This is a genomic window from Streptomyces sp. NPDC026377 (genome assembly GCF_055567715.1).
Window position 1 is genome coordinate 696,967 of sequence record NZ_JBVHPV010000001.1, and the last position, 12,834, is coordinate 709,800.

At 71.7% G+C, this 12,834-nt stretch carries 15 protein-coding genes and 2 tRNA genes; 5 read left to right on the forward strand and 12 right to left on the reverse strand.

The genetic code is table 11. The features are described from left to right. Positions 1 to 12 precede the first annotated feature (12 nt). The 5 genes from ACZ4MU_RS03015 to ACZ4MU_RS03035 form a co-directional block, all read right to left on the reverse strand. Positions 13 to 1,227 (reverse strand): class E sortase, encoded by a 1,215-nt coding sequence (locus tag ACZ4MU_RS03015; protein WP_467870625.1) that lies wholly within the window; start codon positions 1,225 to 1,227, stop codon positions 13 to 15. A 32-nt stretch (positions 1,228 to 1,259) separates the two neighbouring features. Next, positions 1,260 to 1,898 carry an aminodeoxychorismate/anthranilate synthase component II gene (locus ACZ4MU_RS03020; RefSeq protein WP_467870122.1) on the reverse strand — a complete coding sequence of 213 codons (639 nt, stop codon included), beginning with the start codon at positions 1,896 to 1,898 and terminating at the stop codon, positions 1,260 to 1,262. Then, on the reverse strand, positions 1,895 to 2,071 hold the full coding sequence (locus ACZ4MU_RS03025; protein ID WP_406554037.1) for a hypothetical protein: 177 nt from the start codon (positions 2,069 to 2,071) through the stop codon (positions 1,895 to 1,897). Before ACZ4MU_RS03025 ends, ACZ4MU_RS03020 begins: the two co-directional genes overlap by 4 nt. A gap of 68 nt (positions 2,072 to 2,139) precedes the next feature. Further along, positions 2,140 to 2,832 (reverse strand): class E sortase, encoded by a 693-nt coding sequence (locus tag ACZ4MU_RS03030; RefSeq protein WP_467870126.1) that lies wholly within the window; start codon positions 2,830 to 2,832, stop codon positions 2,140 to 2,142. 19 nt (positions 2,833 to 2,851) lie between these two features. Then, positions 2,852 to 3,640: a DUF881 domain-containing protein gene (locus ACZ4MU_RS03035; RefSeq protein ID WP_467870129.1), complete on the reverse strand. Its 789-nt coding sequence runs from the start codon at positions 3,638 to 3,640 to the stop codon at positions 2,852 to 2,854. Positions 3,641 to 3,782: 142 nt separating this feature from the next. Between ACZ4MU_RS03035 and crgA the strand changes: the two genes are divergently transcribed. Further along, a complete protein-coding gene (gene crgA / locus ACZ4MU_RS03040) occupies positions 3,783 to 4,040 on the forward strand; it encodes a cell division protein CrgA (protein ID WP_467870132.1) in 258 nt (85 codons plus the stop codon). 300 nt (positions 4,041 to 4,340) lie between these two features. Here crgA and ACZ4MU_RS03045 read toward each other — a convergent pair whose 3' ends face one another. Both ACZ4MU_RS03045 and ACZ4MU_RS03050 read right to left on the reverse strand, forming a co-directional pair. Then, positions 4,341 to 5,210, reverse strand: coding sequence for a rhomboid family intramembrane serine protease (locus tag ACZ4MU_RS03045; protein ID WP_467870135.1), 870 nt, complete (start codon positions 5,208 to 5,210; stop codon positions 4,341 to 4,343). Between the two features lie 222 nt (positions 5,211 to 5,432). Beyond that, positions 5,433 to 5,966: a peptidylprolyl isomerase gene (locus ACZ4MU_RS03050; RefSeq protein WP_467870138.1), complete on the reverse strand. Its 534-nt coding sequence runs from the start codon at positions 5,964 to 5,966 to the stop codon at positions 5,433 to 5,435. Positions 5,967 to 6,302: 336 nt separating this feature from the next. On the opposite strand from ACZ4MU_RS03050, the gene ACZ4MU_RS03055 reads away from it, so the two are divergent. After that, on the forward strand, positions 6,303 to 6,998 hold the full coding sequence (locus ACZ4MU_RS03055) for a DUF5324 family protein (RefSeq protein WP_467870141.1): 696 nt from the start codon (positions 6,303 to 6,305) through the stop codon (positions 6,996 to 6,998). A gap of 84 nt (positions 6,999 to 7,082) precedes the next feature. On the opposite strand, the gene ACZ4MU_RS03060 is transcribed toward ACZ4MU_RS03055, so the two are convergent. After that, positions 7,083 to 7,155 (reverse strand) — tRNA-Ala (locus ACZ4MU_RS03060). Between the two features lie 151 nt (positions 7,156 to 7,306). On the opposite strand from ACZ4MU_RS03060, the gene ACZ4MU_RS03065 reads away from it, so the two are divergent. After that, a complete protein-coding gene (locus tag ACZ4MU_RS03065) occupies positions 7,307 to 7,855 on the forward strand; it encodes a helix-turn-helix domain-containing protein (RefSeq protein ID WP_467870143.1) in 549 nt (182 codons plus the stop codon). A 24-nt stretch (positions 7,856 to 7,879) separates the two neighbouring features. After that, entirely contained in the window at positions 7,880 to 9,373 is a 1,494-nt protein-coding gene (locus ACZ4MU_RS03070) for a serine/threonine-protein kinase (protein WP_467870146.1), read from the forward strand. A gap of 25 nt (positions 9,374 to 9,398) precedes the next feature. Here ACZ4MU_RS03070 and ACZ4MU_RS03075 read toward each other — a convergent pair whose 3' ends face one another. Both ACZ4MU_RS03075 and ACZ4MU_RS03080 read right to left on the reverse strand, forming a co-directional pair. Next, the gene (locus ACZ4MU_RS03075) at positions 9,399 to 10,724 is read right to left on the reverse strand and encodes a hypothetical protein (RefSeq protein WP_467870148.1); all 1,326 of its coding nucleotides are present in this window, start codon (positions 10,722 to 10,724) and stop codon (positions 9,399 to 9,401) included. A gap of 143 nt (positions 10,725 to 10,867) precedes the next feature. Continuing rightward, a complete protein-coding gene (locus tag ACZ4MU_RS03080) occupies positions 10,868 to 11,002 on the reverse strand; it encodes a DLW-39 family protein (RefSeq protein ID WP_003958712.1) in 135 nt (44 codons plus the stop codon). Positions 11,003 to 11,213: 211 nt separating this feature from the next. Here ACZ4MU_RS03080 and ACZ4MU_RS03085 point away from each other — a divergent pair, with 211 nt between their 5' ends. Then, a complete protein-coding gene (locus ACZ4MU_RS03085) occupies positions 11,214 to 11,609 on the forward strand; it encodes a DUF6344 domain-containing protein (RefSeq protein ID WP_467870150.1) in 396 nt (131 codons plus the stop codon). Between the two features lie 388 nt (positions 11,610 to 11,997). Here the strand turns inward: ACZ4MU_RS03085 and ACZ4MU_RS03090 are convergent. Both ACZ4MU_RS03090 and ACZ4MU_RS03095 read right to left on the reverse strand, forming a co-directional pair. Then, positions 11,998 to 12,071 (reverse strand) — tRNA-Ile (locus ACZ4MU_RS03090). A 109-nt stretch (positions 12,072 to 12,180) separates the two neighbouring features. Beyond that, positions 12,181 to 12,753 (reverse strand): DUF3566 domain-containing protein, encoded by a 573-nt coding sequence (locus ACZ4MU_RS03095; RefSeq protein ID WP_358837004.1) that lies wholly within the window; start codon positions 12,751 to 12,753, stop codon positions 12,181 to 12,183. Positions 12,754 to 12,834 lie beyond the last annotated feature (81 nt).

A 12,834-nucleotide genomic window follows, 5' to 3' on the forward strand; every position in this document is an offset into this window, starting at 1 on the left:
TCTGTCGTTCCGTCAGCCGGCGAGCGCGTCGGGCACGCCCTTGCTGCGCGGTCGTTCGTCGACCATCTTGCCCCACACGATCATTCGGTACGTACTCGTGAACTCGGGCGTGCAGGTCGTCAGGGTCAGGTAGCGGCCCGGCCGGGTGAACCCCGAGCCGGCCGGGATCGGCTTGAGCACCGCGACGTTCTTGGGGCTGGTCGACGGGAGCATCCCGGTGATCGCGTACGTGTAGTACGCCTGCTGGGTCTCCACGATCACCAGGTCGCCCGGCTTCAGGCGGTTGATGTAGCGGAAGGGCTCGCCGTGCGTGTTGCGGTGTCCGGCGACCGCGAAGTTGCCCGCCTTGCCCGGCATCGCGGTCTTGAGGCTGCCCTGGCCGTAGTGGCCGACCATGCCCCTGTCGAGGACCTTGTGCTTGCTGGTGCCCTCGGCGACCGGGACGACGACGTCCAGCTTCGGGATGTGCATGATCGCGAAGCCTTCGCCGGGCTCGAAGGCGCCGGGGGCCTTCTTGCCGCTGTCCCAGCCGTGCGTGATCTTCTTCGCCTCGCTGCCCGCCTGCTGGTGGGCGCGGACGTTGGTCCACCACAGCTGGTACGTGACGAACAGGAGCATGACCACGCCGAGCGTGATGAACAGTTCCCCGATGATCCGGCTCGCGATCACGGCCGCGCTGTCCTTGCGCGCCTTGGCGGCCCGGCGCGCCTCCGCGCGGGTCCGCGGACGCCCCTCCGCCGCTGCTCCGGCGGGCGCGGACGTAGCCGGGGCGGCAGCCCGGTGCCCGCGCGCCCTGGCGGCCCGGCGCCGCTCGGCACGCCCACCGGTGGGGGGCGCGGGCGCGTCCGCTATGCGCTTGAGCGCCATGGTGGAGTCGTCGAGGGGGACGGCCTCGGGCACGGGGTGGGCGGCGGCCTCGGCGTACCACTCCTGGCCGGGGGCGGGCGCGGCGGCTTCCTCCACGCGCGCGTAGGCGTCGCCTCCCGGCACCTGAGGCGAGGGCGGGGCCTGCGGACCGGCCTGGGACCCGGCCGGGGTCTCGGCGGGGAAATGGCTCTGGAGCGGCACCTGAGCCTGCGGCTGCGCCCCGGCCACGACCGGCGCTTGCCCCTGCCCCTGCCCCTGCGGGATGTTGTCCGCCCTGAACCAAGGCGACCCGTGACCACCCGCCGGATCGGGGCCTCCCCTGCTCGAGCGGAGCCGGGAGCTCGAGGAAGGGTCCGTCAGCGGGTCGTACTCGTGCTCGGGCCGGACGGCCGTCACGCCGCGGCCTTGCCCACCACCGGTGCCAGGCCTGCCGACCGCTCGACGGCTCCGGCGTCCCCGCACGTCACCAGCCAGTTGGCGAGCATCAGATGGCCGTGTTCGGTCAGCACCGACTCCGGGTGGAACTGGACGCCCTCCACGGGCAGTTCCCGGTGGCGCAGCCCCATGACGATCCCGTCGGCCGTCCGGGCGGTGACCTCCAGCTCGGCGGGCAGCGTCGAGGGCTCGGCGGCCAGCGAGTGGTACCGGGTCGCGGTGAACGGCGAGGGCAGCCCCCGGAAGACGCCGAGACCCTCGTGCAGGACCGGTGAGGTCTTGCCGTGCAGCAGCTCGGGCGCCCGGTCGACCACACCCCCGTAGGCGACCATCATCGACTGCATGCCGAGGCAGACGCCGAAGACCGGCACCCCGGTCGCCGCGCAGTGGCGCACCATGTCGACGCAGACGCCGGCCTGCTCGGGCGCGCCCGGCCCCGGCGAGAGCAGCACGCCGTCGAAGCCGTCCTGGGCGTGCTCCAGGGACACCTCGTCGTTGCGTACCACCTCGCACTCGGCGCCCAGCTGGTACAGGTACTGGACCAGGTTGAAGACAAAGCTGTCGTAGTTGTCCACGACGAGAACGCGTGCGCTCATCGGGTCGCTCCCCTGCCCTGGTCGACGGTGACATCGTTGAACGGCAGCAGTGGCTCCGCCCACGGGAAGACGTACTGGAAGAGCACATAGACAATCGCCAGTACCAGTACGAGCGAAGTGAACGCCCGTACCCACGCGTTGCCCGGCAGATGCCGCCAGATCCAGCCGTACATGCGAGTCCGCTGTCCCTTCCGACGATCGTTACCGCACCAGACTAAGGGGCGGCGCCGTGGGCAGGGGCTCAGCCGGTCAAAGCCGGGGGCCGGCCCCGGGCGGCGGGCCGGGTGGAGTCGAGGTGGGCCCAGGCGATCAGCCGGTGGCTGCTGCCCCATTCCGGGTCGCAGGTGGTGAGGGTCAGATAGCGGCCCGGGGAGCGGAACGGCGACTTGGCGGGGACCGGGTCGATGACCCCCACATCGCTCGGCACGGTCCGGTAAGGCCTGTTGTCGACGCGGTAGGTGAACCAGGCCGTCCCGTCGGTGAGCACCACCGCGTCGCCGGGCCGCAGGGCGGGGAAGTCCTTGAACGGGTCGCCGTAGGTGCGCCGGTGCCCGGCCACCGAGAAGTTGCCCAGCTGCCCGAGCCGGGCGGTGGTGGCGTAGTGCCCGAGGCCCTTCTGGAGGTCCTTGACGCCGGTCCCCTCCAGTACCGGCTTGTGCCAGTCCCTGCCGAGCCTGGGGATGTACATGACCGCGAAGGACGTGCCCTCGGTGTACGGGGCGGGGTCGGGCGGGGCGGCGCTCCGGGGCGGGCTGGTGGCGGGGGCGCGCGCCCACCGGTGGCGCAGACCGGAGATCTGGCTGTCGGCGGCGCTGTCCGCCTTCACCCCGGTCCAGTACAGGACGTACACGACGAAGAGGACGATCAGGGTGCCGACCGTGAGGCACAGTTCGCTGAGCGTCCTGACGACCAGCCGCACCGAGTCCCCAGGCACCGGGCCGCCCCCTCCCGCGCTATCCCGCCGGCTTCGCGTAGTGGAGATCCACTGTGCCCGAGTAGCCGGGCAGAGTCATCGCCTTGTGCTCGTCGACTTTCCAGCCGAGCCCGTAGGCCTTCACATACAGCTGGTAGTTCTGGATCGCCGGGGAGTCGGTGAGCGCCTGGCGCAGCTTCCCCGGGTCGCCGACGGCACTGACCTTGTACGGGGGCGAGTAGACGCGGCCCTGGAGGATCAGGGTGTTGCCGACGCACCGCACGGCGCTGGTGGAGATGAGCCGCTGGTCCATGACCTGGATGCCGCGCGCACCGCCCTGCCACAGCGCGTTGACCACGGCCTGGAGGTCCTGCTGGTGGATGACCAGGTCGTTGGGCTGGGGGGCGGGGTAGCCGGGGGCGGCCGTGGCGTTGGGCGGGGCGTCGTTGAGGGTGACGCTGAGCGCCTTGCCGGCCACCTTCTCGGTGCCGGCGGCGTCCTTGAGGGCGGCGAACTGCTGGTCCTGGGCCTTGGTGGAGCCGTTGTCGCGCTGGGCGAGGGCGTCGACGTCGTCGCGGACGGTGGCGGTGGACTGGTCGAGCTCGGCGTTCTTGCGGCTGCGCTGCTGGATCAGGTCGGAGAGCTTCAGCAGGGAGGCGTCCGTACGGATGTTGGTGCCCTTGGCCGTGTTGAAGCTGGTGACGAAGATGAGTCCGGCGAGGGCGAAGACGGCGGCGGAGAGCAGCCGGACGGGGCGGGCGCGGAAGCGGCGGCCCGGGCCTGCGGGCTCGTCGGGGAGCCCTTCGGGGGAGTCGGCTGAATTGCTCAACGTACCCTTATCTCCTTCGGCGCCACGGAAGCACTACGCTAACGGACGCCTGGGGGCAGCAGTGATCCCCGGTTGCCCCTCCGCCGCCGCCCAGCCACAGTTCCCTGCGCGGTCACGCAGCGCATCGACAGGAGTGTTCCTCGTGCCGAAGTCACGTATCCGCAAGAAGGCCGACTTCACGCCGCCGCCGGCGGCGAAGCAGGCCACCGCCATCAAGCTGGGCAGCCGGGGCTGGGTGGCCCCGGTGATGCTGGCGCTCTTCCTGATCGGGCTCGCCTGGATCGTCCTCTTCTATGTGACCGAGGGCGATCTGCCGCTGAAGTCCCTGGGGAACTGGAACATCGTGGTCGGCTTCGGCTTCATCGCCGGCGGCTTCGGTGTCTCCACGCAGTGGAAGTAACGCCGTCGTAGCTGGTCCACAGCCTCCTCGTCAAGCCTTGCCCACGGGTTATCCACAACGCTATCCACACTGGGGAAAAGGTCAGACGATCTGTGGATAACCTCCGCCGTGTTGACGCCGGTGTGACTGCACTCTTCCACACCGGTCCACGGCCCGCCCCTTGTCCCTGCTGGGAAAACCCAGGTCAGCGACAAGGGGCACAGCTGTTCCCCACCCGGTGCACAGGATCCGGCACACACTGTGGACAACCTTGGGGGAAAGCCCGACTCCGTGTGCCCGACCGGGCGGCCGGCCCGGAGCTCAGGTGAGCGCCGCCGTCCTCGCCACGACGATGAACAGGACGGCCAGCAGGACCGCCGCGCAGGCCCCCCACTGGATCGCCGCCCGGCGCTCGCGGGGCGCGTGGACCATGGCGTACGCGATCACCGTGCCGCCGACCAGGCCGCCGATGTGGGCCTGCCAGGCGATGCCGCCCCAGGGGTTGAAGGTGATCACCAGGTTGATCGCAAGGAGTGCGATCAGCGGGCGCATGTCGTACTTCAGCTTGCGCATCAGCACGGCCGTGGCGCCGAACAGTCCGAAGATCGCACCGGAGGCGCCGAGCGAGGGCTGGTTCGGCGCGGCGAGCCAGTACGTCAGCGCGCTTCCGGCCAGACCGGAGACGAAGTAGAGCGCCAGATAGCGCGCCCGGCCGAGCGCCACTTCCAGCGGCCCGCCGACCCACCACAGGCTGAGCATGTTGAAGGCGATGTGCATGGGGCCGTCGTGCAGGAACATCGAGGTGGCCAGGCGGTACCACTGGCCTTCGGCGACGCCCTGGAGCGACTCGGATCCGGGCACGAAGGCCCGGCCCAGCATCTCGTACGCGTAATCGAACTTGTCGCCGATCCCCATCTGGAGCAGAAAGCCCACCAGGTTCAGCCCGATGAGGATCTTGGTGAGCAGATGCGGGTCGCCGGGGGCGATCGCCGCGCCCGCCATCGTGCGCGGCTGGTTGGCCGTCGGCGCGTGGCCGGTGCCCGAGCCGCCCCGGACGCACTCCGGGCACTGGAACCCCACCGAGGCGCTGACCATGCACTCCGGGCAGATCGGGCGCTCGCAGCGGGTGCAGGTGATGCCCGTCTGCACGCCCGGGTGCCGGTAGCAGCTGGGCAGGCTCGCCTGGTCCATCGGGCTCCTCGTACTCAATGTCCGCGGGTCGCGGTACGCGCTCGCGCGAGGCGGCGGCCGCGCCGCCCCGCTCGTCAGGTCATACGGACGGGCGGGGCGGTTTTGTTCCCCTCGAAAGGGTGCCGTCGGCGCGGGCGAGCGATTCACCCCTCGCGGATCCCGGCCTCGCGGAATTCAGTCCTGCCGGAGCCCCGCCCTCGTGGGACGCAATCCTCGCGGGACTCAGTCCTGGCGGGTCTCGATGACGACCGACTCGATCACCACGTCCTGGACGGGGCGGTCGGTGCGCGGGTTGGTCTGGGTGCCCGCGATGTCGTCCACGACCTTCCGGCCGGCGTCGGTGGAGACCTCGCCGAAGATCGTGTGCTTGCGGGTCAGCCACGCCGTGGGGGACACCGTGATGAAGAACTGGGAGCCGTTGGTGCCCGGTCCGGCGTTCGCCATGGCCAGCAGGTACGGCTTGTCGAAGGACAGCTCCGGGTGGAACTCGTCGGCGAACTCGTAGCCCGGGCCGCCGGTGCCGTTGCCCAGCGGGTCGCCGCCCTGGATCATGAAGCCGCTGATCACCCGGTGGAAGACGGTGCCGTCGTAGAGCGGGGCGGTGGTCTTCTCACCGGTCGCCGGGTGCGTCCACTCGCGCTCGCCCTTGGCCAGCTCGACGAAGTTCCTGACCGTCTTGGGAGCGTGGTTCGGCAGGAGCCGGATCTCGATGTCCCCTTGGTTGGTCTTGAGGGTGGCGTAAAGCTGCTCGGCCACGGTCTGCCTTCCTTTGGTCTGCACTGACGTCCCACGATCCTCGCACGGAGGGCGCCGCGGCAGGGAAACGCCGCCGCGTGCTGCCGATCCCGCCGAACGGGCGCGGCCCGGGGCAGGGCCGTGGCATGGTCGAAGGCGAGCTCTCCCCGATCCGCCCTCGCGCCGTCGTGCCGTACTTCTTCCGAAGTCGCCCGCTTGACCCGGATGCCTTTCCGCACATGCCGGGTACCCGTCGTACAGGCATGATTTCGAGATGGGTGGAAAGGCGACACTGTGCTCATTCCGGCGACAACCCACCGGACCGCCCTGAACCCCGCCACCAAGGAGGAGGATCACGTGACCCGCATGGAGAGCGTGCGCGCCGCGACCGGCTCGGCGAAGGAGAGCGTGCTGCACGCCGCGGAAGTGGTGGCGCCCTACGCCGACTCGGCCAAGAACCAGGCCGCGCACTACGCGCACGAGACGCGCGTACGGCTCGCGCCCAAGGTGGCCAAGGCCGCCCAGCAGGCCCGCAGCCAGGCCCAGCAGCAGTACGGCTCGTATGTGGCGCCGCATGTGCCGCCCAAGGTCGACGAGGTGGCCCGGGAAGCGGCGGCGCGCTCCCGCCGCGCCGCGCGCCAGGCGGCCGAGTACACGGCGCCCCGGGTGAGCCAGGCGGTCGCGGCCGCCCAGCCGGTCCGTGAGGAGGCGATGGCCCGCTCCGCGGCCGCCCTCGCCGCGCTGCGCGGGCAGGTCACCCCGCGCCAGATCGAGAAGCTGGTGAAGAAGCAGCGGCGCCGGGCCCGGGCCGGACGCCTCGCCAAGTACCTCGCGGTCGCCGGCATCCTGACGGGCGGCGCCGTCGCCGCGTGGAAGTGGTGGGACAAGCAGGCCAACCCGGACTGGCTGGTCGAGCCCCCGGCCCCCACCGAGGTCGCCGAGCCGACCCCGCTGAGCGCCGTCGACGGCAGCGGCGGGACCCTCGACCCCGAGGTCGAGGCGAAGGAGGCGGAGGAGGCCGAATTCGGCGAGGAGCGCGGCGGGGGCCACTGACCCCCTGGCCTCGGCGGTACACAGCGAAACGGCGGGTGCCGCGGACCGAACAAACGGTCCGCGGCACCCGCCGTCGTCGTGCTGTGGAGCCTAGGGGAGTCGAACCCCTGACATCTGCCATGCAAAGACAGCGCTCTACCAACTGAGCTAAGGCCCCGGAAAGGTGATGCGCAGACCAGAGTACCGGGTGAAGAGGGGTATCCCGCAAAAAGTTGGGGACTCCCGGTGGGCGACCACTCTCCGTAAGATGCTCGTCGGGGTTCGCGGCAGCGAAGCGCCTCGATGGGGAAGCGATGGGGAGACGCGCAATGGACGCAACGCAACAAGAAGCGACCGCAAGAGCCAGGGAGCTTCAGCGGAGCTGGTACGGGGAGCCACTGGGGGCGCTCTTCCGCCGGCTCATAGACGACCTGGGCCTGAATCAGGCCAGGCTCGCCGGCGTTCTCGGCCTCTCGGCCCCCATGCTGTCCCAGCTGATGAGCGGTCAGCGCGCCAAGATCGGCAACCCGGCCGTCGTCCAGCGCGTCCAGGCCCTTCAGGACCTTGCCGGCCAGGTCGCCGACGGCAGCGTCAGCGCCGCCGAGGCCACCGACCGGATGGACGAGATCAAGAAGTCCCAGGGCGGCTCCGTCCTGACCAACACCGGGCAGGCCACGACGAGTTCCGGCGCCCCCACCGTGCGCCGCGTGGTGCGCGAGATCCAGTCGCTGCTGCGCTCGGTCGCCGCCGCCGGGGACATCATCGACGCCGCCGACACCCTCGCCCCGGCCCACCCGGAGCTGGCAGAGTTCCTCCGGGTGTACGGCGCCGGACGCACCGCGGAGGCGGTCGCCCACTACGAGGCGCACCAGAACTGACGGCCATGGGGGCGGGGATGTCGGGTGGGTGAGGTCTTCGCCGGTCGGTACGAACTCATCGACCCGATCGGCCGCGGTGGCGTCGGCGCCGTGTGGCGCGCCTGGGACCACCGCCGCCGCCGCTGTGTGGCGGCGAAGGTCCTCCAGCAGAGCGACGCGCACACCCTGCTGCGCTTCGTCCGCGAGCAGGCCCTGAGGATCGACCACCCCCATGTGCTGGCCCCGGCGAGCTGGGCCGCCGACGACGACAAGGTCCTGTTCACCATGGACCTGGTGACCGGCGGCTCGCTGGCCCATCTGATCGGGGACTACGGGCCGCTGCCGCCCCGGTTCGTCTGCGTCCTGCTGGACCAGCTGCTCTCCGGTCTCGCGGCGGTCCACGCCGAGGGCGTCGTCCACCGCGACATCAAACCGGCCAACATCCTCCTGGAGGCCACCGGCACCGGACGGCCGCATCTGCGGGTGTCCGACTTCGGCATCGCCATGCGCAAGGGCGAGCCCCGGCTGACCGAGACGAACTACGTGATGGGGACGCCGGGGTACTTCGCGCCCGAGCAGATCATGGGCGCGGACCCGGACTTCCCGTCCGACCTGTTCGCGGTCGGCCTGGTCGCGCTGTATCTGCTGGAGGGTCAGAAGCCGGACGCCCGGGCGCTGGTGGAGTACTTCGCCACCCACGGCACCCCGGGCGCCCCCCAGGGCGTCCCGGAGCCGCTGTGGCAGGTCCTGGCGGGCCTGCTGCAACCGGACCCGCGGGTGCGCTTCCGGACGGCCACGGGGGCGCGCAAGGCGCTGGCCTCGGCCGTGGAGCTGCTGCCGGACGCCGCGCCCGACGAGGAGCCGGTCGAGGTCTTCGACCAGGTGGGCCCGCTTCCCGAAGGGTTCGTACCGCGCGAGCTCCCGCCGGTCCTGCGGCACTCGCGGACGTCCCCGACGCCCCAGCACCCGTCCGGGACCCCGGCCCGACCCGCGGACCCCTCGCAGGAGCAGCCGTACGACCAGGAGTGGCCCCACGGCCAGGAGTGGCCCCACAGCCAGGAGTGGCCGCACGGCCAAGGGCGGTCACACGACCCGGGACGGCCTTACGACGAAGGACGGCCACACGGCCAGGAGCTGCGGAGTTACCAACCCAGCCACCCGGCCCACCAATTACCCACACCCACACCGTCCACGGCGGACGGATTCCCTCCGGTTCCGCCCTCCTATCCGCCCTCGTACACCCCCACCCCGGTCACCAAGAGGTACACCGGCCGGAGCCCAGAGGCTCCCGCACCCGCCCCCGCTGCCGCTCCCGCCCCGCCGGTGCCGCCCGGTACGCGCCCGTCCTCCGGGACCGTCGCCCCGCCTCCGGCAGCCCGGCACAAGCGCTCGGGACCGTCCCCGAAGGCGACGGCGTCGAGGGCGACGGGTCCGAAGGTGACGACGTCGAAGGCTACGGTTCCCAAGGGGACGGTCCCGGTCCTGCTGCTCGCTCTGCTCTGCTTCGCCGTCGGCTTCTGGGCGCTCAGCCAGGTCTGACGCCACCGGCGACACCCCCCGCCCCTCACCTCGTCCCCTCCACCCCCGCCCGCCGCCGCGCCACGACCGTCCGTACCCCGGTCCACAGCACCAGCAGCGCCCCCGTCCCGATCCCGGTCGCCGCGAGCAGCCGCATCTTCGTCGAGTCGGCGTCGTGGCGGGTGGGAGTCGGCCCTGCGGCGGGGGCCGTGGTCCGGCCGCCGCTCGCGAAGTCGGGGGCGGCCCCTTCGTAGGCGGGCCCCGGCCCCGCCTCGCCCCGCACCCCCACCCGGAGCGTCACGGGGTACGGCCCCGCGCCGAGCGTCCGGGCGGTCTCGGGGCTGAGGCTGACCGCCAGGTAGTGGTCGCCCCCGAAGCGCAACGCGCCGATCTGACCCGATGTGGAGTAGCGGTTCCGGTACGCCACCGCCGGGAGCGGCGGGAAGGAGACGGAGGCGGGCCTGCCGTCGTACACCATCTCCGCGTCCGCGACCTGGCCGAGCGCCGGGTTGTAGAGCTGGAAGTCGAGGGCATGGGGCACGTATCCGCTGCCGGAGGCCCGGCCCAGTTCGGCGGTGGCGAAGAGCTGCTGCCCCCAGCCGACCGGCACGCGGTAGAAGAGCGTGACGCCGGGCCCGAGTGTGTCGCGCCAGACGCCGGTGCCCAGCCGGGGCGCGTCGGCGAAGCCGGTACCGCCGTGGGCCGTGTGCGCGGCCGAAGAGGGCGCGGGCGGCGAGGCGGTCGCCCATTTCGTCGGCCCGGCCGTGGGCTCCTGGGCCGTCAGCCCCGGCTCCCTCACGTGCCGGAGTTCCAGGCCCCAGTCCCCGGGCGCGGAGGCCGCGTCCCCGATCCGCTGGACCAACACGTGGTACGGGCCCGCCGCCTGACAGGACGTCCGGTGGCCGGCCGGGCTCCGTGAGACGTACGCGGCGACCGGCCTCGGGTACTGGGGGGAGCCGAAGGTCGCGCGGCCGGTGTCGCAGGTGTTGCCGTCGCGGTCCTGGAGCGTGAGCTCGATGCCGTCGCCGAAGACCACCTCGGCGTCCGGCCTCGGTACGACCACGGCCGACACATAGGCGTCACCGGTGGCATCCAGGTCGACCTGGAAGTACGCCTTGGCCGCGGGTCCGAGAGCCGAGCGGTAGACCGCTCCGGCCGCCAGCCGGGGCGCGCCCCGGCCGGTCGCGGCCCCCGTGACGGGCTTGGCGCGCGGGTCGTAGCGGTAGGGGCTCTCAGCGCGGTCCGGGCGGTGCGGCCGGGGCCCCTCGGCCGCGCGCGCCCCCTGCCCGGGCAGGGCAGTCAGCGTGCAGAGCGACACGGTCACGGTGGCCAGGGCGGCCACGGCCCGGCCCTTCCCACGCTGGTTCCTCATGCCGCCGCGCCCCCTTCAATTTTGCTTCCGCAAGCCATTGATTCGCGCAGGAGAACCCGTGGGGCCACGGCCCCGGGGCACATGACAGCACAGAGCCCCGGCCGCGTCGGCGGCCGGGGCTCTGCAACTGGACTCTGTGGGGCTCACACACCCGAACCTGCGGGCACGGAGTCGGTCGCCTCCGTCCACAGGTCCTGCTCGGCGCGATCCGCCTGGATCTGGCGGTACACGAGGAGCCCGCCGATGGCGGCCAGTGCGACCAGGAGGAGCTTCTTCACCGCGCGACCTCGTCTTTCCTTGACGTAAGGGACCTCTGTCGCCCGACTATACACACCGATCGATATCAATCGGTGATGGTCCATCCGAGTGCAGTTCATCCGAAGATCCGCCCATAACGGTGCGTCGCGCCCTCGCTCTGTGCCGCCCCTACACATCATGAGATACAACGCAAATCGGGCAACCCGGAAACGGCACAGAAGCGAGGAAGTCATGGCAACCAGCAAGCTCACGACGTGGTGGACCGCACTCATCGGCGCGCTCGTCGCCCTCCTCGGCTTCTTCGGCCTGGCCGGTCAGGCGACGGCCGCCGCCTCCGTACCCCAGCAGGGCGCCCCGCGCCACCCGAGCGAGATCGCGGCTCCCCAGACGCCGAACGTGCGATGGGCCCTGCCCAGTGCCTCGGCCCTGCCACCCACGATGAAGCAGCGCATCCGCGCCGAGGCCCACGGGTCCTCCCCCTCCACCAGGCACCTGCCCGGAACCCACGACGAGAACGAGGGCGGCGACGGAGCCCAGCCCTCCGCGTCCGACGACACGACGGACGCGGCAGGTGGTACGGCCCAGGCCCCCGGCGGGGACGGCGAGGCCCCGCCTCCCTCCTCCTGACCCCCACTCCCGGCTCCTGCCCGAGCCCGCGGCCCACGAGCCCGGCGACTCCCCCGAGTCGCCGGGCTTCTTCGTGCGCGTACGTACGTAGTACGTACGCGAAGGACACGCGTCCAAAGCCCCCGGCGGACCCACCGGAAACCCGGTACCCGACGCCCTGCGGCACAGTGCGGCACTGCCGCCTCCGTGGAGTACTGCCGCCTCAGTGAGCTACTACCCCTCGGCGAAGTCCCGTCGCGCGGTGGAGCCCGCAGCACGGCGACCCGCGAGTCCACGCCAGTACGGACACCCCGGGCTGGCCCCCGGCGCTGTCCCGACCCCGCCCGGCCCCGCCCCCCGGCACAACGAAAAGGTCCCCGGACGATTCGTCCGGGGACCTTCTGCACTGTGGGGCTAACAGGATTTGAACCTGTGGCCTCATCCTTATCAGGGATGCGCTCTAACCAACTGAGCTATAGCCCCGCCGCGCTCTGCGGGGTGTCCCCCGCGCGCTGACCTCTGAAGATTAGCGCACGTGGGGGCCAGTCCCAAAATCGATAGCCGCGCCCGGTCCGACCTGCGGCGACCCGCCCTACTCGTCCTCGGCGAGCGTGAGCTCGACACCGCCCACGAAACCGGCCGAGAGGTTGTAGATGAACGCGCCGAGCGTCGCCAGCGCGGTGGCGAGCACCACGTCGATGACCGCGATCACCGAGGTGAAGATCAGCACGCGCGGCAGCGACAGGAAGGACTGCAGATCGAAGCCGTTCGACTCGTTGGAGCCGGTGGCCTCGCTGATGGTCCCGCCCACCGACGAGAAGACGCCCATGGCGTCCATGACCATCCACAGCACCGCCGACGCCACCACCGTGCACACGCCCAGCGCGATGGAGAGCAGGAAGCTGACCTTCATCACCGACCACGGGTCGGCCTTGGCCACCCGCAGCCGTGCCTTGCGCGTACGCGGCGTCGTGCGCGCCCCGGTGCGGGGGCGGCGGACGGCGGGGCCACCACCGCGCTGCTGGCCGCCCTGCGTCCCGTTCTGGGACGTCGGGTAGGCCTGCGGCGGGTGGTACGGCTGCGCGGCGCCCGTGGCGGGCTTCTCGCGCTCGCCGGGCAGCGCCCCGTAGTCGGAGCGGGCCTCAGGCCCGCGGGTGTCGGTCACCGTTACCCCCTGGGAGTCCGCGGCAGGGCCACGGGCACCGTTCGCTCCGGATGCGGCCGATCCGGCGCCCGTGGCTCCACT